A 20,745-nucleotide genomic window follows, 5' to 3' on the forward strand; every position below is an offset into this window, starting at 1 on the left:
GGCGGATAGGAGTGGCGGCCGTGACAGCGGCCGCCGTCCTTTCCGTCGGTCTGGCGGGATGCACTTCCCCCACGACGGAGACCCCCATCGTCGTGTCGCACGTGCACGCGGTGGACTACGACCTGCAGCGCGAAAGTGCCTACGTCGCGACGCATGACGGAGTCCTCAGCGTGGCAGCGGACGGTTCGGTCGAACGCATCGGTCAATGGGCAGGCGATGTGATGGGGATGGCGCGCCTCGGCGACACCATCTACTTCTCCGGCCACCCGGCACCCGACGAGAATCTGCCGCCGAACATCGGCGTCTATGAACTCAGCGTGCCGACTGGGGAGTTCGCGCCGATCTCCCTTCTCGGGGAAGTAGATTTTCACAGCATGACGATCGCGCAGTCGTCTGACGGGATGGCGTTGGCCGGCATCGACTCGGCCACAGGTCAGGTCATGGTCAGTCGGGACGGTGCGCAGAGTTGGGCGGCAGGAATGCCGATCGGCGCGCGCTCCCTCAGCTGGGATTCGAACGCCGAGAGTCTCTACGCAACGACGGAGCAGGGTCTCCTCGTCAGCACCGACGACGGCATGACGTTCACCGCAACGGACAGTGCTCCGCTCTTGGTTCTGATCGCGTCCAGCCCGGCAGGCGTGTCAACTGAGGCATTCCTGGTCGGAATCGACGTCGACGGCTATGTTCACACCAGCCCCGACGGGGTGACGTGGATGCCGATCGGGCTGGCGCCACCCCTCACGGATGCCCTGGCCGTTGGCAACGATGGCTCGATCGTCGTGGCCGGAATCGAGGGCGTACACAGGTCTGAAGATCGCGGAGCGACCTGGACGATGATGGCGGAGTTCTGAACTGCGTGGGGTGCGGCAGAGCGCCGCACCCCACGTGCACCAGCGAACGGTGTCTAGTCAAATTGCGCGTGTGAAGCCGCATTCTCACCTCCGGTGGGCAGCCGGCCTGATGGGTACTCCACGCCGACGCAGGGCCCTCAAGATCGTGTGATTGTCGAATCCGAGCTGCTTGCCGATCACTCCACTTGACAGCCCCTGCTCGTAAAGTTCGGCCGCCTCGGAGATCTCGGCTGTGGTCATCCTGCGCGTTGCGTCGACGCCGTGTTCATTGAGGATACGAGCAACAGTTGACCGAGAGAGCTGTAGCTCTGCAGCGACGGTTCGAATGTTGCGGACCTCGCGGTAGCGACCGACAACAGCCTTAGCTCCGTGCGTTCGAAGTTGGCGGGCTCGCCGACGTGGTTCGGGGCGAGCATCCTGGTGCTCATTAGCTGTCGAGCGGAACAGCAGTTCTTGAGGTGAGGGAGCAGAGCGCGAGGGGTTCGAGTAAACCTGTAGCAGGGGCACCGCTATTCCGGTCGGATTTTCTGGTCGGCGGCAAGCCGGCCGACATCCACCATCTGACCTGATTGTTTTCTCCTAGGCGCGCTGCTCTGCTCCGCCGCCACCGTTGGGGTCTTTTCGAACTCGACCCACAATGCCGTGATCTCGGGCAACAACAGAGGCGAGAAGGTAACTTCAGCACGCGCTGTTTCGCCGTCCATGGGAGCCATGGTGCGAAGCACCAAACCGCCTTCGGAATGGTTCTTGAAGCCGAGCAAGCTGGCGGACTTCTTTGTGAACGTGACTGCCTCGTCGAAGGTGCTGAAGACGATCTGCGTCGCGTACTCCCGGCCGTAAGGTTCGTGCGGGGCGAACTTATCTGGGTCGCCCTGGCACGAGAATTGCGTCCAGAGGCCCCACTTCCAGAGCGCCTCCAACAAGTCCCGCATCCCGACATCGACCGCAATGTTTGCGATCTGGACCTGCGGGTGCGGCGGATCGAGGTCGGGCTCGAGGAGGTTTAGCGCGCCGACCCGCTCGTGAAGACGCCCCTTGTGGTAACCGACGAGGTATCCCTGCTTGAACTGGTCGCGGGCAAACTGCGAACGCTGGAGCTGTGCGAGCTCACGCCGAAAGCGCCAGTAGCCAAGCCACTCACTCAGGATCTTCTTCATCACAGAAACAGCATCGTTGATGCCACCGACATCGCCTTGAGCCGACGACTTTCGTGCTCGGGGCACCTTCAGCAGCTCAGTTCACCCGTAGCTTCCCCGATGCTTGCGAAATCCGATGGAATCGTCACAATTAAAGAAAAGTGAGGAAAATCAATGAAACTCTCGAGCCTGCACGTTCAGAACTACAAGGGCCTAAAGGAAGTTACCGTTCCCCTTTCGCAGTTCGGCTGTCTCATTGGTGAGAACAACTCCGGTAAGTCGTCAGTGCTCCAGGCGCTCCTTGTCTTCTTGCCCGGTAGTGCCAAAAAGCCTGCCGAAACTGACTTCTTTGACAAGTCGTTACCGATTCGGATTGAAGTCCAAATAGACGAGATCTCAGATATCGATCTATCCCGCATCTCGAACGATGCTCATCGCGCAAGCTTCAGTGCTGACGTTGTTGGGGGGAGTGTCAGGCTTGTGCGTTTGGTAGAGCCAGCGCCTGGCGGCAAGTCTCAACTCCTCATTTCGAGGCTGGGACCAAAGAACGAGAACTGGACGTCAGAAGTGCTTGACCCTGCCATGAGAAACAAGTCGGGCGAAGAGCTTCGTGAAACCGTCATTGGCCTCATTCCCGAGCTAGATGATGTGCTACCTCCCAAACCGACTCAGACTGCCATCAGGCAGGCTCGGGACGAACTGGTCGCAACGCTTTCGGACGACGAGTTGGTGTATCGCGACGAGCCTTTAGGCACCGGAATCGATGCGGGAATCAAGAACTTCCTGCCTGAGCCGATCTACATCGAGGCAGTCAAGGAAGTGTCAGACGAGGTCAAGACAACCGACTCGGCAACATTCGGGAAGTTGCTCGGTCTGCTCCTTGAGGAAGTGCAGAGCGAGTTCGAAGACGTGGAGAAGCAGTTCAAGGAGATTCAGCGCAAACTAAGCCGGGTTCTTGATGACAGCGGTGCTGTGGTTGATGATCGCATCGACCAAGTAAAGGCAGTTGAGGGGCTCATCAACAGTTTTGTTCGGCAGAGCTTTCCCGACGTGGATCTGACCATCTCGGTACCGGTCCCAAAGATGAAGACGATCCTGGCATCAGCCGAGATTTCCGCGAATGATGGCCATGACGGACCGATCATCACGAAAGGTGATGGCCTCAAGCGAGCAGTTGCCTTTGCTGTATTGCGGGCCTACACAAGCTTCCGTTCTTCGGGGATCTCAAGCGCGCGTCCCTCAGGGAGCTACTACTGGCTTCTATTCGAGGAGCCGGAGCTATACCTCTATCCACGTGCACAGAAGCAGCTTTTCTCTGCGCTTGAGGTGTTCGCCAGAGAGCATCCAGTGATGGTAACCACGCACTCCCCGCTCTTCTTCGATGCCAACGCGACGCAGTCGTTCACGAAGTTCGAAAAGGTTCGCCCGGGAGACGGGTCCGTTCCATTCACGAGGATTCGACCGATCGTGATCGATGACCTATCTACCAAGATGGCGTTTCAGATCATCTGCCACGAGAACAACAGCATCGGCTTCTTTGCCAAGCAAGTTGTCCTAGTTGAAGGGGACAGTGACGCTTTGCTTCTCCAGCACATCGCCAAGCTGCTGAATCCTGCTTGGGACGCGGTTGAACAGAACATTGCGTTCGCGCGCACTAATGGAAAAGGCAACATTCAGAACTACCGATCGTTCTTCAAGAAGTTCGGGATCCCGGTGCACGTGATCTGCGACCTAGATGCGCTCGTGGGCGGTTTCGACAAACTCGAAGCGGACCACAAGACGGCGGCCGTTCGTGCAGCGCTATTGCAGCTTGTGGATGCCCAGCTTTCACCAAGCTCGTCCGAGATGACCGAGGCCCAAGCGAAGAAGCTCGCCGGAAGTGGAGATGCGCGGGGTCTCTGGCGCCAGGTGGAGACGGCACGAGCTGCGCTCGATGGCACTGAACAGAGTGCATACGCGCTTCATGAGGCCATGGATCAGTTCTTCGCTTACCGAAACAAGTCCGATCGCCTCGTGGCGCTTATGGACTCAACCGGCGAAATCGACAGCAAGAAGCGTGAAGTACTCGATTTGCTTCGCCCGACGCGAACCCATGTTCTGGCGCTCGGTGCGATCGAGGACTACTACGCGAGCAGTTCGACATCTCGCGACAAGGTGAAGCAGGCAATCGAGTACTGTGCGGGCTGCCAATCACTTGAGCAATACCGGGAGGACCTCGGTACTAGAGCCGACTCCGTCGCGGATGAATTGGGAACAATCATGAAGGCAATCTTCGAGGAGGATCCGGCGTTGACTTTGTCACTAATGGATGCCGATGTGTGACTACCTCTGCCGCATTACCGGCTGAGCCTCGGTCGATTTCTTCGTCGCTTCGGATGCCCCAGTGATGTTGGAGTCGCCATTATCGTTAGCTGGCCAGTCTGAGTGCCTTCAACTCTGCGTGATCATCGGGCCCAGCTGCACACCGGTCATGATGCGCGACAGGCCTTCCTGGTAGATCCGCACGCCGCGCTCAACCCAGCCGGCGAAGTCTGAACCTTGCGCCGTCCTCAAGCGGCGTCCTCCTGTCTAGACGCCTTCGTAGCTGACGGACAGAGACGAAGGCGCTTCCGTTAGCCCGAAAGCAGGCATCGCCTGGATCTCGTTCCAGAACGTGTCTTCGTCGCCGGCGGCCATCCAGCGATCGAAAGACCCGAAGGCGCGCAGCGACTCGGTCGGCACGTACCGGAACGTGCAATGCAACTGGAAGATCACGTCGTCGTCCTCCTCGTCGTCCTCGCCCGGGTGCATGAGTTGCCTGACGAGGTCCAACTCGAAGAACTCTCCTGAACCCCAGTCGTAGGTGCCGTACTGGAAAAGAACCATGTCGCCGTCCTCTTCCTTGTTCACGTCTTCGACCGGGATCTCCGAAAAGTCCCGGAAGACCGCCAGGGCTTTACTGAGGTCAGCGCCCGAGGGGCTCGCCAGATTCACGCCCGCCGCCGTGAGCATCCCAGCAAGGGTCGACAGTGCTTCAGAACTCTTCATTCGGTCAGAATACTTCGAGCATCGCTCGTTAGGCCATGGCGTAGCAGAGGCCGCAGAACTACTCTGAGCTCATGCCGAAGGGTCGCCGGTCGAGTGGGTCGTTGCTGAGCATCCGTTCGCGAAATTCGCTGTTGTCGGTGGGCAGCTCGGGGTCGGTGCTGTCGGTGGGCAGCGTGGGGTCGGTGGGGTCGATCGGCTCGATTGGGTCGGCGTTCTCGGTGCTGTCGATCGGGTCGTTTCTGAGTTTCGCGGCGGTGCTGTCGGCCGTGTCGGTGGTGTCGATCATGGCGTTTCGCGGGAGCCGGTCGGTGATGGGCGCGCGCGGGCGGCACTAAGCGCGCAACCATGTCACACGCCCACAGCCCCGTAGCGCGCCTCGCGCTCTCGTTCGCGGCGACCGCGTCTCTCGCCGTGGCCACGGTGGTGGTGAGCGAGTCGTGGTTCTGGGCGAAGCTGCGGCCGGGCGACTCGGTGCTGGGGTTCGCGAGCACGGTCGTGGCCTACGGGCTCGCCGTGCAGGTGGTGCGCTTCGTGGCGCAGCGCTGGCGCGTGAGCGCGACGGGGCCGGGCGCGTGGCGGCGCATCCTGCTGCTCGGGGCGCTCTTCGGCTGGCTCGTCGAAGGAGGCATCGTGACGACCGTCATCGACGACCTGCCGCTCACCATCAGCTGGACGGGCCTCGCCTGGCACGCACTATTCACGGTGCTGGTGGGGTGGTGGTGGATTCCGCGAACCCTCGACCGCCCGGCGCGCGGCTCGGTGTGGCGGCTCGCGGCGGTGGGAGCATCCGTCGGCGCATGGGCCGCCTTCTGGCGCTTCGAAGAGGGCGCGACCAGCTCGATCGGCGAGTTCGCGGCCTACGTCGGCGTCACAACCGTCGCCTTCGCCGCGGGCCTCGCCGGCTGGTGGGCGCTGCGCCACCGTGCGGCACCCGGCCTGCCCGGAACCCTCACCGCCCTCCTGCTGCTCGCGGCGCTCGCCGTGCTCAACGCCATCGAAAACCCGCTGACGCTCGTCGGGCCGGCTCTCGTGGGGCTGGCAGTGCTGGCGCTCATTACGACCGCGCCGCGGCGTTTCGAATCTGCGCCGACGGATGCTGCGCCCGAGCCCCTCGCAGGCCCGACGCCCTGGCGTGCCCTGGGTCGCCTGGCGGTCATCCCGGTCGTGGCAACGCCCGTGTTCGCGCTGCTCACGTCGGCACCGGACCCGATCCCGACGGGCTGGCTCTTCTACGGCATCACCGTTCCGCTCGCGACGGTGTTGTTCGTCGTGGCGTGGGTCGGGGCTCGCCGCCGCACCACTGCGAACGCGAGAGAATGACAACCATGGCCCCTCGCGACGAGCGCACCACAACCCTGCGGTGGATCCGCGCCTGGCTGATCTTCTTCATCGTGGCGCTCGTGGTCAGCGGCATCACGGCGTTTCCGCTGGAGACAGAGTTGCGCTGGGGCTCCGATCTGCTGCGGGCCACGCCCATCCCGCAGCTCGCCCCCGAGTTCATGGCGTGGATCGACCGCATCCGCGACGCCCTAATCGCCACGAACGACGACTATCCGTTCCTCGCCTACGGCACCGACTGGCTCGCGTTCGCGCACCTCGTCATCGCGATCGCGTTCATCGGGCCGCTGCGCGACCCGGTGCGCAACATCTGGATCATCCAGTGGGGCATGATCTGCTGCGTCGCCGTCATTCCGTTGGCCCTGATCGCCGGCAGCGTGCGCGGCATTCCTTTCGGGTGGATGCTCATCGACATGTCGTTCGGAATCATCGGCATCATCCCGCTCCTCATCGTGCACCGGCTCATCCGCAAGCTCGCACGCCTGGACGCGACCACCGCCGCCGCGCCGTGATGACGGCACGTCGTTCTACGCTGAGCCCATGACCCCGAGCGCGCAGCCGTCTGTCGCCGACCTCGTGAGCGCGCTCGACGACCAGACGCGCGAGCAGGTGCAGCTGCTGCGCGACATCATCGGGTCGCTCGACCCAGACCTTACCGAGCACGTCAAGTGGAACGCCCCGAGCTACGTGCTCGACGGCGAAGACCGCATCACGATGAACCTGCGCAACAAGGAGGGCGTCGTGAAGCTCGTGCTGCACATGGGCGCCACGCGGCCGGAGGACAAGAAGGGTGCCCCCGTGCTCGTCGACGACGAGGGGCTCGTCGAGTGGGCCTCCGACATTCGCGGGCTGATCACCTTCGCCGACGCCGACGACATTCGCGCGAAAGAACCGGGGCTGCGGCGCGTGCTGACGAGCTGGCTCGCGATCGACCACCGAGCCCCCGCCGCGTAAGGGCGAGACCACACCCATGATGACGTCGATCGCAGAGCGCTACGGCCCGGTCATCCTGGTCACCCTGCTCGTGGGTGTGCCGCTCGGCGCTCTCGCCGTGGCCCTGCTCGTGCGGGCCCGCGTGCGCTCGGGCTGGTCGCGATCGTGGGCGCTGCGCGCGAGCATCAGCGAGATCGGGATGCTCGTGGGCACGGCCCCGTGGCTGTGGATGATCCTCACCCCGTCGGGTGGGGCCGGCGGGCTGCAGCTCGTGCCGCTGCGCGACTTGCTCGACGTGCTGCGCGGCGGCGACACGCTCGTGCAGCTCGTCGGCAACCTGCTGGCCTTCGCCGCGGTCGGGTTCTTCCTGCCGATTCGGCTACGGCTGGCGCGCGCTCGATGGGTGCCGGCGGTCGTCGTGCTCGTCGCCGCCGGGCTCTCGGTCATGGTCGAGACCCTGCAGTTCGTGCTGCAGGTCGGCCGGGTCTCGTCGATCGACGACGTGCTCATCAATGCGCTCGGTGCGGCTCTCGCCTCGCTGCTCTCGATCCGTTGGTGGCGCTCACGCCCCGACGAGACCGCTGAGAAAGAACCTTTTCCTCAGGTTGTCGATCGGTCGTGAGCCGCGCGTCATCTGAGTGAGAGCACGCAAGGAGCGGGCCTCAGAAAGAGACCCTCATGTCGATCGACATCAACCTGTTCGCCGTTCTCGGAGCCGCCGTCGCCGCCATGGTGGTGGGCTGGCTGTGGTTCGGCCTTCTCTTCCGCAAGCCCTGGACGCGCCTCGCGCAGCTCGATGAGCGCCCCGCGGCGAAGGATGCGGTGCAGTACCCGATCGCATTCGTGGTCAACCTGCTCGGCGCATTCGTGCTTGCCTACATCGGCTCGGCATCGCAGATCGCCAACCAGGTGAGCCTGCTCGAGGCCGCGCTCTACTCGGCCGTGTTCGGGTGGCTCGCGTTCTCGGCGGGTCGCGCGCTCATCACCACCGTCTTCGAGTCGCGCTCTGTGAAACTGCTTCTCATCAACACCGGGCACGACTTCGCTGTTCTCCTCACGATGGCGCTCGTCATCGGTCTCGTCGGCAACTGATCCCGTCCACCCCAGAAAGAGAGAAACGACAATGGAATTCATGATCCTCATCCACGGCGACGAGTCCTCCCCGCGCCTCGCCCCGGGCGACCCCGGCTTCGACGAGTTCATGGGCAGCTGGATGGCCTACAACCAGATGCTCATCGAGGGCGGCCACTGGGTCAGCGGCGCAAACCTCGCGCCGACGAGCTCGGCCACGACCCTGCGGTGCAGCCCCGGCCAGGCCCCCGAGATCGTCGACGGCCCGTTCGCCGAGACGAAGGAGCAGTTCGGCGGCTACTACCTGATCTCGGCCGAGAACCTCGACGAGGCCATCGCTCTCGCGAGCAAGCTGCCGATGGACTCGGGCTCGCTCGAGATTCGCCCCGTCGCGTTCCGGCCCGACGCGGCGTAACCGTCGCTGAGTGACCACAGCGTGACCACTTCGGCGGAGATCGCCGACGCCGTCACCCGGCTGGCGCGTGAGGAGAGCGGGCGCGTGCTCGCTCTCCTCACGCGACGCTTCACCAACCTCGACGCCGCTGATGATGCGGTTCAGGATGCCCTCATCACCGCCCTGACCGCGTGGCAGTCGGGCATTCCCGAAAGTCCGGCCGCGTGGCTCTACACGGTGGCCCGCAACACGTTGATCGACCAACTACGGCGAGACCGGACATCCCGTCGCCGCCTGCACGACGCCGCGCCCGAACTGACCGCGCACCACACGACCACCGAGCCGGAAGAGGAGGACGACCTGATCATGGATGCTTCTTCTCTCGGCGACGAACGGCTGCGACTTCTTCTGCTCTGCTGCCACCCGGCGCTCGACCGTGACACGCAGGTCGCACTGACCCTGCGCCTGGCGGGGGGATTGACCGCCGCCGAAGTCGCGGCCGCCTACCTGCTGCCCGAGGCCACGCTCACGCAGCGCGTCGTGCGGGCCAAGCGCAAGATTCGCGAGGCGGGCATGCCGCTCACGATTCCGGCGAATCTCGACGAGCGCGTGGACGCGCTGCTGCGGGTGCTCTATCTGATCTTCAACGAGGGGTACCTGTCGCGCGGCGCCGCGCACGTGACGCGGGTCGACCTCATGCTCGAGGCCATTCGGCTGACGCGCCAGGTGGTCGACGAGTTGCCCGCAAGTGCCGAGGCCGAAGGGCTGCTCGCCCTCGAGCTCTACCACCACGCCCGCTCGGGCACGCGGGTCGATGGGCTCGGCGAACTCGTGCTGCTCGAGCACCAAGACCGCACCGGCTGGAACCTCGACGTCATCACCGAAGCCAACGCCCGACTGCACAGCGCCATGACGCGCATGGCGCCGGGTCCCTACCAAGTGCAGGCGATCATCGCCGGCCACCACGCCAACGCGCGCACGGCCGCCGATACCGATTGGTCGGCGATCGCTGAGCTCTACGCGCAACTGGGGCGTATGGCCCCGAACCCCGTCGTTGACCTCAACCGTGCTGTGGCGATTGCGATGGCCGACGGTCCGCTCGCCGGCCTTGCGGTGCTCGACCGGCTCGCCGGCCTCGACGGTTACCACTTGTTCCACGCCACGCGCGGCGAGCTGCTCGCGCGCGCCGGTCGACCCGCGGCCGCCAGTTTCGAGCGGGCTCGGGAGCTCACGAGCAACGAGGCCGAGCGACGGCACCTCGCGCGTCGCGCGGCCGAGACGGCCGCCGCGGGCTAGCGCCCGCCGCCCCCGCCTCCTCCTCCGCCGCCACCCGAGAAGCCGCCCCCGAACGAGCCGCCCGAGAAGCTGCCGCCGCCGCTGCCCGACCACGACGAGCTCGACACCGGCGCGGTCGTCGTCGCGGTCATTCCCCGCACGGCCGACGTGAAGAGCGCCACCTCGAAGCCGTTGGTGCCGACGAACCAGTCAGGGGCCGTGTCGGTGGCGGCGACGCGCACCTCGAGCTCGCGCATCCACTGGTCTTCGACGCCCCAGACGACCGCCCACGGCAGCAGCTTCTCGTAGAGCTTCACGAGCTGCAGATTGTCTCCGACATCGATGCGCTCGGCACCCTGCGGGCTCTGCAGCACGCGCAGCCGCTCCTCTTCGGCGACCGTGAGGTAGAGCTTGAGGCCGTCGAGTTGGTCTTTCGCCGCCCGACCCTTCTCGGTGAGCTGCAGGGGCCGGATGGCGAGGCCGAAGGCCGCGAAGCCGGCAAGGAAGGCGACGAGCAGCGACACGAAGGCGAGCGGGCTGACGTTCAGGAACAGCCCCGTCGACACGACGATCGCGCCGAACGCGAGCGCCTGCAGCAGCCACTGCGCGGCGAGCATGAGCCAGCCGAAGCCGCGACCGGAGGGCGTGCGCCGGAAGCCCTGCGGCTCGAGCGACGACAACGCACTCGTCGACAGCGTGTCGAGCTTCACCGCGAGCGCCGAGTCGTACTCGCCGTAGGGGGTCAGGGCCCCCGCGACTCGATCGGTGCCGAAGATCGCGTCGAGGAGGGCGAGGTCGAGCGCGTCGGCCCGATCGTCGCCGAGGTACTGCAGCGTGTAGGGCGCCCCGCCCTCATCGACCGCGTACGCCAGGATGCGCAGATTCTTGCGGACGGCCAGGCGCACGACAGCGGCGGGAATGCCGCTCGCCGGTCGAGTGAGGAGGTGCGCCGACTGCACGATGTCGATGCCTTCGGGTTCGGAGTACTGCGCGATGATCGCTCCGCGACTCTTCGCACCCGTGCCCGCGCGCACGCGCGAGACGATCGCGGCGGCGAGTGCGCCCAGGCTCGCGAGGCCGACTCCGCCCGAGAGCAGGTGCATCCACCACGGCACGTCTTGCGGCTCGGGTGGGGGTGTTGGCTCGGGGGTGAGGAACGTGCCGGGTTCGAAACCGATGGCGACGGTCACCGTCTCGCGGGGGGCGAGGTCTGTCGCGCTCGCGGTGAACACGCCGCTCGCATCCTGAATCGTGCACTGCTCGTTCTCGCCGAAGGCGCCGACGTAGCAGGCCGCGTTGCCGGTGAGGGCCTCGGCCACGTCGGGGGCAAGGGTCACCGTCGCGCTCACGCGGCCGAAGGGCTGCTGCCAGGCGGTGCCATTGACATCCCAGTAGAACTCGTCGGACGCGGTGTCGTCGAACGAGCGCACGACGTTCTGCTGGGTGTAGCTGATGACATAGGTCTGCACGCCGCGCACGAAGTCGTCGGTGCCGAGCGCGAGCTCGATGAACTCGCCGGAGTACGCCGACTCGTAGGGCACCGGGTCGCCGTTCTCGTCGACGACACTGATGACCTGCGTGTTGAGCGGCACGCCGTCGTAGTCGTCGGGGATCGCCCGGATGATGCCGCGGTTCTGGTCGAACTCGGGGAAACGGGCGACGATCGTCTCGACGACCTGCAGGGTCGCGGTGCCGTCGGCCTCGCGGCTGAGCGTGTACTCGGCGTCGAACGAGTCGAAGGTGAAGTCGCTCGTGTCGGCCAGGGCTGCGCTCGGGGCGAGCGCGAGGGCGACGCCGGCTGCGAGCGTGAGGGCGAGGGCGAGCCGAGCGGGTGTGCGCATGCGGCCAACCCTAGCGACGCGCGCGCCGGGCTACCGCAGGCGCCAGGGCAGCACGACGTGCAGCAGGGGCAGTGCCGAGGCGCCGAGCAGCACCCAGCTGAGCACCTCATCACTGGGGCGTAGCAGGATGCCGCCGATGAGGAGCGCCGCGAAGAGGATCGCCGAGGTCGCGCGGCGCACGCTGCCATCGAGCACCCGCAGCCGCTGCTCGACTTCGGGGCTGCGGGTGGCGAGCTCGCCGCGGTCGAGGCGCGTGGCGAGAGCATCCACCCGTTGCGGCAGGCGCGCGAGCGCCGAGAGGATGGCGACGCCCTCGCGGCCGACCGAGCGCAGGGTCGAGGCGCCGCCGCCGTTGAGCAGGGTGCGGGCGAAGGGGTCGACGGCGTCCCACATGTTGAAGTCGCGGTTGAGTGCGCTCGTGACGCCCGAGATGAGCGAGATGGTGCGCACCAGCAGCAGGTAGTTCTCGGGCAGCTGGAACGGCAGGGTGCGCACGAGTTCGCTGAACTGCAGCGCGAACTGCTCGAGCTCGCGCGGGTCGATGCGCGTCAGCTCGGCCACGCCCATGCCGCCGAAGCGGTCGAAGAGGGCAGTGATGGCGCGCTCGAGCTCGACGGTGTCGGCGCTCGGCAGCAGCACGCCAAGCCGCTGGGTCGCGACGACCCAACCGCGGGCGTCGCGTGCGGCCACGGCGAAGATGAACTGCTGCAGGCCCGTGCGCAGCTCGTCGGTGATCTCGCCCATCATGCCGAAGTCGATGTAGGTGAGGGTGAAGCCGTGCTCGGCGCTCGGGGTGACGAAGATGTTGCCCGGGTGCGGGTCGGCGTGGAAGAAGCCGGCGACGAAGATCTGCTCGAAAGTCGCGCGCGCGAGCTCGGCGGCGACCGCGTTCGGGTCGATGCCCGCGGCCTGCAGCGCTGCCACGTCGGAGATCTTGATCGCGGTCACGTCGCTGAGGGTGAGCACGCGGCGCGCACTGCGCTCCCACACGACGACGGGGGTGCCGACGCGGGGGTCGTCGGCGAAGTCGCCCGCGAAGCGCTCGACGTTGATCGCCTCATGCACGTAGTCGATCTCTTCGAGGCTCGTCGTCGCGAACTCTTCGACGAGCGCGGGCGCGTCGGCCCGGCGGTTGACGAGCTTGACGCGCGAGAGCCAGCGGCCCACGCGACGCAGGGCGGCGAGGTCCACCTCGACGATCTGCTCGATGCCGGGCCGCAGCACCTTGACGACCACCTGCTCGAACCCGAGGTCGGCGGCGATGCCGGGGGAGAGCCGCGCGCGGTGCGCCTGGCCCAGCGAGGCCGCCGCGATCGGCTCGGTCTCGATGCTGGCGAAAGCGCGATCGAGCGGGATGCCGAGCTCGCGCTCGATCTGCTCGACGATGCGCGCGAACGACTCGGGAGCCACTTCGTCTTGCAGCCCCTCGAGCTCGCGCGTGATCTCGGGCGGCAGGATGTCGAGGCGCGACGACAGGAACTGCCCGACCTTGATCATGAGCCCGCCGAGGTCGGCGGCGAGGTCGTGGAACCGTCGCGCGAGCTTCTGCAGGCGACGGATGCGCCCGCGCGCCGCAAAGCGCGCCAGGCCGAACCGCGGCAGCACGAGCTCGAACCACCAGGCTTGCGCCAGGGCGCGCGCCGCGAAGCGCATGATGCGGCGGTAGCGGGCCGTCAGGGCCGGATCGGTCGTCGGAGCGCGGTTCGCGCCCTCGGTCGGCACGTTCTAGTCTTCGGCGAGGATGGCGTACAGCGCCTTGCGCGTCTGGTCGAGCAGGGCGGCGGCGCGCTCCTGCTGCTCGCGCGTGCCGCTCTGCGTCACCTGCGCGGCGGCCTGGGCGAGCTTCGCGCCCGCGCGCGGCACCGCCGCCGTGCGCTCGTTCCAGTGGTCGTTCCAGCGCCCGCTCATGCGGTCGGTGAAGTCGCTCATGCCCCAGTCAGGGCGCGACCAGCCCTCGCGCTCGGTGCCGTGCGGCTCGGCGCTCGCGGCGGCCGCGGCCTCGCGGCCCGCATCGGTGAGCGTGTAGACGGTGCGCTCGCCGTCGTGCTGGGTGCTGATGAGACCCTCGTCGGCGAGCTGCTGCAGCATCGGGTACACCTGGCTCGCGGTGGGCATCCAGGCGCCGCCGCTCGCGGCACCGATGGCCTGCATGATCTGGTGGCCGTTCTTCGCCTCGTGGGCGAGCGCGGTCAGGATGGCCGTGCGCAGGTCGGGGTGCGCCGAACCCGAGCCGCTGCTGCCGCGCGGCGTGAAGGCCTCGCGGAGGTTCTCGACGGCCTCACGAATGTCGAAGCCGGAGGAGGAGGATGAGCTGCGCATAGCGGTTCCCTTCACGCGATGGCGGGGGAGCGTCGAACGGCGTCCCTCACGCGCTCTCACAGTACGCACGCCACCTGGATGCGCGCCGACGGCCGCATCGGTGCGCGCTGACCGCCCCCTGAGTCGGGCTACTTCTTGGCCGGGCCCGGGTCGGCGAGCTTGCCGCGCAGGAGGAGCAGCGGCAGCAGCCATCCGCCGAGCGCCGTGATGAGCCACACGATGAGGCTCGCGAGCACCCACGTGTCGATGCCGGTGAGCGTGATGCCGCCGGGGAAGAAGCTCGCGAGCAGCAGCGCCACGAACGTCGAGACCAGCCCGATGCCGCCGAGCACGGCGGGCGCGTACTTGCGCGCCATGTTGACGATGAACGGGGTCAGGATGCTCTGCGCGAGCGCGAACACCGCGACGGCCACGATGAACCCCGAGAGCGAGAGCCCGAACCCGGGGAGGATCCACGAGGTGATGAGCAGGGCGAGCGCGGCCGTGCCGACGTAGATCGCGAGACGGATGAGGAACCGGAGCATGTCGGGCACCTTTCGACGGGGTGAGGGCAGGTGCGAACACGCTATACCCGGGCGACGCGCCCGCGTGCTACCGTTCGGCCAGTTGCCCCAGACCTCGGCAGCGGCTCATCTGCCCGCCGACCGCTGAGGACACTCCATGACTACCGAGCCCGCAACGACCGTTCCCCGCACCACCGAATCCCGCCCCGCGACGCAGCTCGACATCGTGCGGTCCGATGTCGCCCGACGCGTGCTCGCCGTGCTGCGACTCGCTACCGGCTTCATCTTCCTCTGGGCCTTCCTCGACAAGACCTTCGGGCTCGGCTACTCCACGCCCGCCGAGCGGGCCTGGGTGAATGGCGGCACGCCGAGCCAGGGCTTCCTGCTGGGCGACGCCGTCGTCGGGCCGCTCAAGCCGTTCTTCGCGGCGATCGCGAGCCCCGCATCCGACGTGCTGTTCATGCTCGCGGTGTTCGGCATCGGCCTCGCGGTCATGCTCGGCATCGGGCTGCGCGTGAGCGCCGTGATCGGGTCGTTCGTCTTGCTCGCCATGTACCTGGCCGAGTGGCCGATCGGCATGGATGCGGGCTCGACCAACCCGATCGTCAACTACCACGTCATCTACGCGCTGTCGCTCACCGTCATCGCCGTCACGCACGCGGGCGACACGTGGGGAGCGGGCCTGCCGTGGAAGCGACTCGCGCTCGTGCGGCAGGCCCGCTGGCTGATCTAGAGCATCTAGCCGCCGAAGGCCTCAACAAACAGGGCGCGCAGCTCGGGGGTGTCGGGGCCGCTGAGTCCGCATGCACTGATGGTGCCGTCGGTCGCCGTGACGAGGTAGCTGTCGCCGGCAGCAAAGGGCTCGAGTGAGAAGTCGGTGCTCGTTGTCAGCTCGTCGACCTGCGGCACCGTGATTCGGTCAGCGACGTCGCCCGCGAAACGCTCGGTCACCTCGAAGGTCACGATGTCGCCTTCGACGGTCAGTACCCGCGCGGCGAAGGCTTGCTCTTGAGCGAGCAGCCCTGCGGCGTCCACGGTCAGGCAGCTGCCGCTGGCGAGCCCGCCGCCCTCAGGCAGAGCGAGCGGCTCGACGGTCGGCGTGCCGCCGATCGCGAGTGGAACGGCGATCGCGGCGCCGATGGCGAGAGCCGCGGCGACTCCCGCGATCGGAATCCAGGTGCGGCGAGCGCTGCGCGCGGGCACCGAGGGGGTGGTGGTGTCGGTCATGATCTGCTCCATCCTGTGGTCGAGCCACGTCGGGGGGAGGGGAGCCAGATCGCGCGCCGGGTCGGCGCCGCGCAACTGGTCACGCAGCGAGCGGTCATCGTCGTGCATCGGTGCTCCCTTCCTCTGCTTCGACATGTCCGGCAGGCGGTGCGGATTTCATCAGTTCGGTCTTCAGGCGCGCTTTCGCCCGGTGCAGTCGGATCGCCGCGGCGTTCGCGCTGATGCCGAGCACGGTCGCCAGCTGCGGAGACTCGAGGCCGTCCCAGGCCCACAGCCGCAGCAGCTCGGCGTCGTCGCGGCGCAACCGGGTGAGGGCATCCCGCACCGCGATCGGATCGCCGCCGTCGAGCGTGTACTCGACCACCGACTCGGGCGGATCGAGCGCGATGATCTTGCCCACCAGCCGGGTTCGGCGCCGCTCGGCCCGCTGCGCGTTGGCGAGCAGGTTGCGGGCCACGACGATCGCCCAGGGCACCGCCTCGTCGCCGGCCGGCACCTCGTCGAGTCGACGCCAGCACACGAGCAGGGTCTCGTTGAGCACCTCGTCGGCCGTCGCGGCGTCGGTGCGGCGCGCCAGATAGCGCCGCACGGGCTCGACCACGAGCTCGGCGATCGTGCGGAAGCGCTGCTCGCGCACGGCATCGGTCACGGCTCTCACACTGCACCATGTCCGGCACCGCGCAGCGGATTTCAGCTCGTTCGGTCGAGTGCCGCATCGATCTCGTCGCGGCGCGCCCGCACGATCGCGTCGAACGCGGAACGCGGTAGCGGGCGGGCGTCGGTGAACGAGACAGCGCCCTTCGAGCGCGGCAGGTCGCCGAGCGCGTCCCCGAGCGCGGCGATCACCTGCCCGCTGAACGGATAGAGCGAGTAGCCCGACGCCGTGACCGCGACGGCGACGAGCCCTTTGCCGCGGTGCAGCAGTGCCGGCATGCCGTACGAGACGCCCTCGAGGGCGTCGGGGACGAGTTCGAGCGCGCGCGAGCGCCAGCCCTCGAGCACGGAGCGCGCGGGCTCGTCGAGCCCCGCGATGAGATCGGTGACGGGCTGCATCGCCCCATCGTGGCGCAGCCCCACGACCGTGTCACGCCTGAGCGTTCATCGAGAAGCACTTCTGCCGCGTGCCGCGCCTCGCTACAGTGAGCGGCACCAGCCCGCGAGCGGCGGCCCGAGCAGATGGAGCAACGATGGCCCAGACCACAGAACGCCTCGGACCGATCGACTACCTGGTCATCGAGTTTCCTGACGGCCACGTCACGGGGGCGGGCTTCCGCCGCATCGTCGAGCTGTCGGATGCCGCGCGCATCCTCGTGCTCGACATCGAGTTCCTCAGCAAGAGTGCCGACGGGCACGTGGTCACGGTGCCCGCCCACGACCTCGGCGAGATCGACGGCGTCGACATGGGATTCTTCGACGGCGCGGCCTCGTACCTGCTGGAAGACGACGACATCCACGAGATCGGCCAGGCGATGTCGCCCGGCAGCGTCGCCGTCGTCGTCATCTACGAAGAGCTGTCGATGATCTCGGCACTCCTCGCGTGGGAGAACGAGGGCGCCGTGCTGCTGGCCGAAGGGCCCATCGAGGTCGAGGCGCTCGTCGCCGCCATCGATTCCACTGAGCCCGACGCGACCGCGTCGTCGACGACCGAGAAGGACTGACCATGAGACTGCTCCGCACCGCCACCCACGCCGCCGTCGCCAGCTCGGTGCACAACAAGGTCTCGCGCCGCCAGCAGGCCCAGTGGGCTCAGCAGACCGCCGCGGCGCCGGCTGCGGCCGCTCCGGCCCCCGCGCCCGCTGCCGCGCCCGCCCCGCCGGCGAACGACATGGGCGCGAAACTCGAGCAGCTGAAGCAGCTCGGAGAATTGCGTGACGCGGGCATCCTGACGCCCGAAGAGTTCGAGGCGAAGAAGGCCGTGATCCTGGGCTGAGGCGCCTAGCTGCCGAGCAGCACGAACAGCAGCGTCGTGCCGCTCAGCGTGATGGCCACGAGGCCGATGATGAGCACCCAGGTGATGACCTTCATGCTGCGCAGCTTGCCGAGGAAGCCCACCGGGCGGTCGTCGTGATCAGACATGGGGCGAGCCTATCGGCGCGAGCGCGGGTCTCGGGGCTCAGCGCAGTTCGGCGAGGGCGCTGATGAGCTCGCCGACGGTGTGGCCGGCGTTCGAGGGGTGCCGCAGCGGGGCGGTCGGCACCACCGCGTAGTGGTTGCGCCGCCCGCGGCGCTCACGCTCGAGATATCCCGTGTCGACGAGGTCGCCGAGGATCGTCACGGTCGAGCGCGTCGAGATGCCGACCTCATCGGCCAGCTGCTGCACGGTGGCATCGGGGTTTTTCGCGACCTCGAGCAGCACGTGCGCATGGTGGGTCAGGAAGGTCCACGACGACATGCCGCCATTGTGTCAGGCATCGCAGAACCCGTGATCCTCAGCTGCCCGTATTGCGCGCCGAGAGAGCGAGCCACGCGAGAACGCGGTCGTCGACGCGATCGAGATCGAGCCCGCTGAGCTCTTCGATGCGGGCGATGCGGTTGCGCACGGTGTGGCGGTGCACGCCGAGGCGAGTCGCCGCTGCCTCCCAGCTGCCGTTCTCGCTGAGGAAGATCTCGAGCGTGGCGCGCAGTACGGGGTCGGCGTCGTCGAGCGGCACGAGCACATCGGTGAGGTCTCGCTGCGCCGCACCCGTCAGGTTGCTCAAGACGGTGCGCAGCACCGCCCCCTCGTCGAAGGCGACGAACGGCGCGCGACTGGCCATGCCGCTCGAAAGCGCCTGCACCGCTTGGCGGTGGCTGCGGTCGAGTTCGCCGAGTTCAGCCGCGCCGCCGACGCCGCATCGCACGGGCACCCCGTCACGCTCGTGGCCGAGCTCGACGCGGGCCCGCCAGACGTCGACCGCATCGGGCATCAGCACCGCGATGACGTCATCGCCCCGGGTCGTCGCGAGCGGCGGCAGCGCGCAGTCGTCGAGCCAGTCGAGCACGTGATTCTCGAGGCGCACGCCCCGTGATCGGGCTCGCACGACGCTCACGACGGCGTCGGTCGAGTGCAGCGACCACCGGCGTGCCACCCGACCGGCGAGAGCGGCATCGCTCGAGAGCAGGATGTCGATGGCGTCGGCGCGCGCGATCGGCTCGAGGCGCCCGTCAGCGCGGGGGAAGAAAACGTGCGTCAGCAGCTCGGCGGTGATGGAGGCGAGCTCGCGCGCGACCGCGATGTGCTGCGGCCGGGTCGCGACCACGAGGAAACCGCGCGGCGCGCTGTCGCCACCGATCGGGTGCACGCTGAGCCCCGTGTGACGGATCGCCCGGGTAGGGCCGAACGCAGCGCGCCGAGCGTCATCGCGGTGCACGACTCCGGCGCCGGCCGCGTCGACCACGGTGCCGTGGGCATCGAACAGCACCGACCAGCCGCGGACGAGACGAGAGAGCTCAGCCAGCGTCGCCGCCGAGCCGCCCCGCGTGCTCGCGAGCAGTAGCGTTCGCATCCCGCGGTTGACGTACCGCAGGCCTGCCTCACCCGTCCATTGCGCAGGGGGTTCCGGCACATCGATGCTCACGCAGATGACCCTACGCGGCCTGCGATTAACCGTTTCGGCGTGGTGTTCCCCTCACGCTGTCCACTTCGGTCATCGCGCGCCGGTCATCGGTCTCCGTACCGTTGCGGAATCCGCTCACCGCCCCATCAGGAGGACGCCCGTGAAGGCCGCCGTGTTCCGCAGCAGCGATCGATCGATCAGCATCGAGGACGTTCATCTCGCCGACCCCGGCCCCGGTGAGGTGCGCGTGCGCATCGCGGCGGCGGGGGTGTGCCACTCCGACCTGCACGTGCGGCGCGGTGAATGGCCCGTTCCGACCCCGCTCGTCATGGGGCACGAGGGCTCCGGCGTCATCACCGCCGTCGGACCGGGGGTGACGCACCTGGTCGAGGGCGACCACGTGGTGATGTCGTGGGTCGCCCCCTGCGGCAGCTGTCGGTACTGCCTGGCCGGGCACGAGGCGCGCTGCTCGCTCGTCGCCACCGTCGTCGCTCCCGGCGGCGTGCTGCACGACGGCACATCGCGGTTGAGCCTGGGCGACGAGATGGTGCACCACTACTTGGGAGTCTCGTCGTTCGCGGAGGAGGCCGTGGTTCCCGCATCCGGGGCCATCAAGGTTCGCGATGATGCGCCGCTCGATCTGATCGCGATCGTCGGATGCGCCGTCGCGACGGGGGTGGGAGCCGTCGTCAACACCGCGGCCGTCGAGCCCGGAGCGCATGTTGCCGTGATCGGGTGCGGTGGCGTCGGCCTCTCCGTCGTTCAAGGTGCGCGCCTGGCCGGCGCGGAGCGCATCGTCGCGATCGACGTGCGCATGGAGAAGACCGCGTTGGCGCGCCGCCTCGGGGCCACCGATGAGATCGACGCCTCGCAGGTCGATGCGGTGGAGGCCATCCGCGCCCTGCTTCCCGATGGCGTCGACTATGCCTTCGACGCCATCGGCACGACGTCGACCACCGAGCAGGCGATCCGGATGCTCGGCCTCGGTGGCGCGGCGGTCATCGTCGGCCTGCCGCCGGCCGGGGCCCGCGCGTCGTTCGAGCCGCTCGTTCTCGCCGAAGCGGATCAGCGCATCCTCGGCTCCAACTACGGCAGCGTGCGACCGGCGATCGACATTCCGGCCCTCGTCGACCGCGTCATGGACGGCGAACTGCTGCTCGAGCCCATGGTGAGCGGCCGACGCTCGCTCGACGAGGCGGTCGCCGCCCTCGATGATCTGCAGGCTGGCACCGCGCTGCGCACGCTGCTCATCCCCTGAAACCCCTCCTCCATCCAACCCCTCACGAAAGGCACA

Annotated in this window: 26 protein-coding genes; 13 read left to right on the plus strand and 13 right to left on the minus strand. The window is 67.4% G+C overall.

Annotated elements, in window-relative coordinates:
* Positions 1-20: 20 nt before the first annotated feature.
* Positions 21-851: a WD40/YVTN/BNR-like repeat-containing protein gene (locus NNL39_RS07490; RefSeq protein WP_255158486.1), complete on the plus strand. Its 831-nt coding sequence runs from the start codon at positions 21-23 to the stop codon at positions 849-851.
* 509 nt (positions 852-1,360) lie between these two features.
* Here NNL39_RS07490 and NNL39_RS07495 read toward each other — a convergent pair.
* Positions 1,361-2,011, minus strand: a complete 651-nt coding sequence (locus NNL39_RS07495; RefSeq protein ID WP_255158488.1) for a hypothetical protein — start codon at positions 2,009-2,011, stop codon at positions 1,361-1,363.
* Between the two features lie 150 nt (positions 2,012-2,161).
* Here NNL39_RS07495 and NNL39_RS07500 point away from each other — a divergent pair, with 150 nt between their 5' ends.
* Positions 2,162-4,309: an ATP-dependent nuclease gene (locus tag NNL39_RS07500; protein ID WP_255158491.1), complete on the plus strand. Its 2,148-nt coding sequence runs from the start codon at positions 2,162-2,164 to the stop codon at positions 4,307-4,309.
* Positions 4,310-4,555: 246 nt separating this feature from the next.
* Here NNL39_RS07500 and NNL39_RS07505 read toward each other — a convergent pair whose 3' ends face one another.
* On the minus strand, positions 4,556-5,014 hold the full coding sequence (locus NNL39_RS07505) for a hypothetical protein (protein ID WP_255158493.1): 459 nt from the start codon (positions 5,012-5,014) through the stop codon (positions 4,556-4,558).
* A 58-nt stretch (positions 5,015-5,072) separates the two neighbouring features.
* Positions 5,073-5,300: a hypothetical protein gene (locus NNL39_RS07510; protein ID WP_255158495.1), complete on the minus strand. Its 228-nt coding sequence runs from the start codon at positions 5,298-5,300 to the stop codon at positions 5,073-5,075.
* Between the two features lie 59 nt (positions 5,301-5,359).
* Here NNL39_RS07510 and NNL39_RS07515 point away from each other — a divergent pair, with 59 nt between their 5' ends.
* The 7 genes from NNL39_RS07515 to NNL39_RS07545 are packed head-to-tail and all read left to right on the plus strand — an operon-like array spanning position 5,360 to position 10,046.
* Positions 5,360-6,334 carry a hypothetical protein gene (locus NNL39_RS07515; RefSeq protein ID WP_255158497.1) on the plus strand — a complete coding sequence of 325 codons (975 nt, stop codon included), beginning with the start codon at positions 5,360-5,362 and terminating at the stop codon, positions 6,332-6,334.
* 5 nt (positions 6,335-6,339) lie between these two features.
* On the plus strand, positions 6,340-6,864 hold the full coding sequence (locus NNL39_RS07520; RefSeq protein WP_255158499.1) for a hypothetical protein: 525 nt from the start codon (positions 6,340-6,342) through the stop codon (positions 6,862-6,864).
* Positions 6,865-6,892: 28 nt separating this feature from the next.
* Entirely contained in the window at positions 6,893-7,306 is a 414-nt protein-coding gene (locus NNL39_RS07525; RefSeq protein ID WP_255158501.1) for a DUF1801 domain-containing protein, read from the plus strand.
* 16 nt (positions 7,307-7,322) lie between these two features.
* Positions 7,323-7,907, plus strand: a complete 585-nt coding sequence (locus tag NNL39_RS07530; RefSeq protein ID WP_255158503.1) for a VanZ family protein — start codon at positions 7,323-7,325, stop codon at positions 7,905-7,907.
* Between the two features lie 56 nt (positions 7,908-7,963).
* Positions 7,964-8,377, plus strand: a complete 414-nt coding sequence (locus NNL39_RS07535) for a DUF1761 domain-containing protein (RefSeq protein WP_255158505.1) — start codon at positions 7,964-7,966, stop codon at positions 8,375-8,377.
* Positions 8,378-8,408: 31 nt separating this feature from the next.
* Positions 8,409-8,771, plus strand: coding sequence for a YciI family protein (locus tag NNL39_RS07540; protein WP_255158507.1), 363 nt, complete (start codon positions 8,409-8,411; stop codon positions 8,769-8,771).
* A 21-nt stretch (positions 8,772-8,792) separates the two neighbouring features.
* Positions 8,793-10,046: an RNA polymerase sigma factor gene (locus NNL39_RS07545; protein ID WP_255158509.1), complete on the plus strand. Its 1,254-nt coding sequence runs from the start codon at positions 8,793-8,795 to the stop codon at positions 10,044-10,046.
* Here NNL39_RS07545 and NNL39_RS07550 read toward each other — a convergent pair.
* The 4 genes from NNL39_RS07550 to NNL39_RS07565 form a co-directional block, all read right to left on the minus strand.
* Positions 10,043-11,866 (minus strand): DUF2207 domain-containing protein, encoded by a 1,824-nt coding sequence (locus NNL39_RS07550; protein ID WP_255158511.1) that lies wholly within the window; start codon positions 11,864-11,866, stop codon positions 10,043-10,045. The two genes, NNL39_RS07545 and NNL39_RS07550, sit on opposite strands and share 4 nt — an antisense overlap.
* 30 nt (positions 11,867-11,896) lie before the next feature.
* Positions 11,897-13,519 (minus strand): ABC1 kinase family protein, encoded by a 1,623-nt coding sequence (locus NNL39_RS07555; protein ID WP_255160913.1) that lies wholly within the window; start codon positions 13,517-13,519, stop codon positions 11,897-11,899.
* A 72-nt stretch (positions 13,520-13,591) separates the two neighbouring features.
* Positions 13,592-14,185, minus strand: a complete 594-nt coding sequence (locus NNL39_RS07560; protein WP_255158513.1) for a PadR family transcriptional regulator — start codon at positions 14,183-14,185, stop codon at positions 13,592-13,594.
* A gap of 128 nt (positions 14,186-14,313) precedes the next feature.
* Positions 14,314-14,709 (minus strand): phage holin family protein, encoded by a 396-nt coding sequence (locus tag NNL39_RS07565; protein ID WP_255158516.1) that lies wholly within the window; start codon positions 14,707-14,709, stop codon positions 14,314-14,316.
* Positions 14,710-14,845: 136 nt separating this feature from the next.
* Here NNL39_RS07565 and NNL39_RS07570 point away from each other — a divergent pair, with 136 nt between their 5' ends.
* Positions 14,846-15,421: a DoxX family protein gene (locus NNL39_RS07570; protein WP_255158519.1), complete on the plus strand. Its 576-nt coding sequence runs from the start codon at positions 14,846-14,848 to the stop codon at positions 15,419-15,421.
* 5 nt (positions 15,422-15,426) lie between these two features.
* Here the strand turns inward: NNL39_RS07570 and NNL39_RS07575 are convergent, their stop codons facing one another.
* From NNL39_RS07575 to NNL39_RS07585, 3 genes are read right to left on the minus strand one after another with little or no spacing between them, the layout of a single operon-like run.
* Positions 15,427-16,023, minus strand: a complete 597-nt coding sequence (locus NNL39_RS07575; RefSeq protein ID WP_255158521.1) for a hypothetical protein — start codon at positions 16,021-16,023, stop codon at positions 15,427-15,429.
* Positions 16,010-16,564, minus strand: coding sequence for an RNA polymerase sigma factor (locus NNL39_RS07580; protein WP_255158524.1), 555 nt, complete (start codon positions 16,562-16,564; stop codon positions 16,010-16,012). The genes NNL39_RS07575 and NNL39_RS07580 overlap by 14 nt, the downstream gene beginning before the upstream one ends.
* Positions 16,565-16,605: 41 nt before the next feature.
* A complete protein-coding gene (locus NNL39_RS07585; protein ID WP_255158527.1) occupies positions 16,606-16,968 on the minus strand; it encodes an iron chaperone in 363 nt (120 codons plus the stop codon).
* Positions 16,969-17,102: 134 nt separating this feature from the next.
* Here NNL39_RS07585 and NNL39_RS07590 point away from each other — a divergent pair, with 134 nt between their 5' ends.
* Both NNL39_RS07590 and NNL39_RS07595 read left to right on the plus strand, forming a co-directional pair.
* Complete coding sequence (locus NNL39_RS07590) at positions 17,103-17,573, plus strand: DUF6325 family protein (RefSeq protein WP_255158529.1); 471 nt, start codon at positions 17,103-17,105, stop codon at positions 17,571-17,573.
* A 2-nt stretch (positions 17,574-17,575) separates the two neighbouring features.
* Positions 17,576-17,845, plus strand: coding sequence for an SHOCT domain-containing protein (locus NNL39_RS07595; protein ID WP_255158531.1), 270 nt, complete (start codon positions 17,576-17,578; stop codon positions 17,843-17,845).
* Between the two features lie 5 nt (positions 17,846-17,850).
* Here the strand turns inward: NNL39_RS07595 and NNL39_RS07600 are convergent, their stop codons facing one another.
* Genes NNL39_RS07600 through NNL39_RS07610 form a run of 3 tightly spaced genes read right to left on the minus strand, consistent with a single transcriptional unit; the run spans position 17,851 to position 19,472 of the window.
* Positions 17,851-17,991, minus strand: a complete 141-nt coding sequence (locus NNL39_RS07600) for a hypothetical protein (RefSeq protein WP_255158533.1) — start codon at positions 17,989-17,991, stop codon at positions 17,851-17,853.
* Between the two features lie 37 nt (positions 17,992-18,028).
* Positions 18,029-18,307 carry a MarR family transcriptional regulator gene (locus NNL39_RS07605; RefSeq protein ID WP_255158535.1) on the minus strand — a complete coding sequence of 93 codons (279 nt, stop codon included), beginning with the start codon at positions 18,305-18,307 and terminating at the stop codon, positions 18,029-18,031.
* Between the two features lie 37 nt (positions 18,308-18,344).
* The gene (locus NNL39_RS07610; protein WP_255158536.1) at positions 18,345-19,472 is read right to left on the minus strand and encodes a PucR family transcriptional regulator; all 1,128 of its coding nucleotides are present in this window, start codon (positions 19,470-19,472) and stop codon (positions 18,345-18,347) included.
* Positions 19,473-19,611: 139 nt separating this feature from the next.
* Between NNL39_RS07610 and NNL39_RS07615 the strand changes: the two genes are divergently transcribed.
* Positions 19,612-20,709 carry a Zn-dependent alcohol dehydrogenase gene (locus NNL39_RS07615; protein ID WP_255158537.1) on the plus strand — a complete coding sequence of 366 codons (1,098 nt, stop codon included), beginning with the start codon at positions 19,612-19,614 and terminating at the stop codon, positions 20,707-20,709.
* The last annotated feature ends 36 nt before the right edge of the window (positions 20,710-20,745 follow it).

It is taken from the genome of Microcella humidisoli, from assembly GCF_024362325.1.
Lineage (GTDB): Bacteria > Actinomycetota > Actinomycetes > Actinomycetales > Microbacteriaceae > Microcella > Microcella humidisoli.

Coding starts and splice junctions, on each gene's coding strand:
- NNL39_RS07555 (WP_255160913.1), bottom strand. CDS start 13,519: ATGCGCTTCGCGGCGCGCGCCCTGGCGCAAGCCTGGTGGTTCGAGCTC.
- NNL39_RS07500 (WP_255158491.1), top strand. CDS start 2,162: ATGAAACTCTCGAGCCTGCACGTTCAGAACTACAAGGGCCTAAAGGAA.
- NNL39_RS07600 (WP_255158533.1), bottom strand. CDS start 17,991: ATGTCTGATCACGACGACCGCCCGGTGGGCTTCCTCGGCAAGCTGCGC.
- NNL39_RS07560 (WP_255158513.1), bottom strand. CDS start 14,185: ATGCGCAGCTCATCCTCCTCCTCCGGCTTCGACATTCGTGAGGCCGTC.
- NNL39_RS07565 (WP_255158516.1), bottom strand. CDS start 14,709: ATGCTCCGGTTCCTCATCCGTCTCGCGATCTACGTCGGCACGGCCGCG.
- NNL39_RS07515 (WP_255158497.1), top strand. CDS start 5,360: ATGTCACACGCCCACAGCCCCGTAGCGCGCCTCGCGCTCTCGTTCGCG.
- NNL39_RS07585 (WP_255158527.1), bottom strand. CDS start 16,968: ATGCAGCCCGTCACCGATCTCATCGCGGGGCTCGACGAGCCCGCGCGC.
- NNL39_RS07535 (WP_255158505.1), top strand. CDS start 7,964: ATGTCGATCGACATCAACCTGTTCGCCGTTCTCGGAGCCGCCGTCGCC.
- NNL39_RS07575 (WP_255158521.1), bottom strand. CDS start 16,023: ATGCACGACGATGACCGCTCGCTGCGTGACCAGTTGCGCGGCGCCGAC.
- NNL39_RS07605 (WP_255158535.1), bottom strand. CDS start 18,307: ATGTCGTCGTGGACCTTCCTGACCCACCATGCGCACGTGCTGCTCGAG.
- NNL39_RS07550 (WP_255158511.1), bottom strand. CDS start 11,866: ATGCGCACACCCGCTCGGCTCGCCCTCGCCCTCACGCTCGCAGCCGGC.
- NNL39_RS07540 (WP_255158507.1), top strand. CDS start 8,409: ATGGAATTCATGATCCTCATCCACGGCGACGAGTCCTCCCCGCGCCTC.
- NNL39_RS07570 (WP_255158519.1), top strand. CDS start 14,846: ATGACTACCGAGCCCGCAACGACCGTTCCCCGCACCACCGAATCCCGC.
- NNL39_RS07510 (WP_255158495.1), bottom strand. CDS start 5,300: ATGATCGACACCACCGACACGGCCGACAGCACCGCCGCGAAACTCAGA.
- NNL39_RS07590 (WP_255158529.1), top strand. CDS start 17,103: ATGGCCCAGACCACAGAACGCCTCGGACCGATCGACTACCTGGTCATC.
- NNL39_RS07505 (WP_255158493.1), bottom strand. CDS start 5,014: ATGAAGAGTTCTGAAGCACTGTCGACCCTTGCTGGGATGCTCACGGCG.
- NNL39_RS07520 (WP_255158499.1), top strand. CDS start 6,340: ATGGCCCCTCGCGACGAGCGCACCACAACCCTGCGGTGGATCCGCGCC.
- NNL39_RS07595 (WP_255158531.1), top strand. CDS start 17,576: ATGAGACTGCTCCGCACCGCCACCCACGCCGCCGTCGCCAGCTCGGTG.
- NNL39_RS07525 (WP_255158501.1), top strand. CDS start 6,893: ATGACCCCGAGCGCGCAGCCGTCTGTCGCCGACCTCGTGAGCGCGCTC.
- NNL39_RS07530 (WP_255158503.1), top strand. CDS start 7,323: ATGATGACGTCGATCGCAGAGCGCTACGGCCCGGTCATCCTGGTCACC.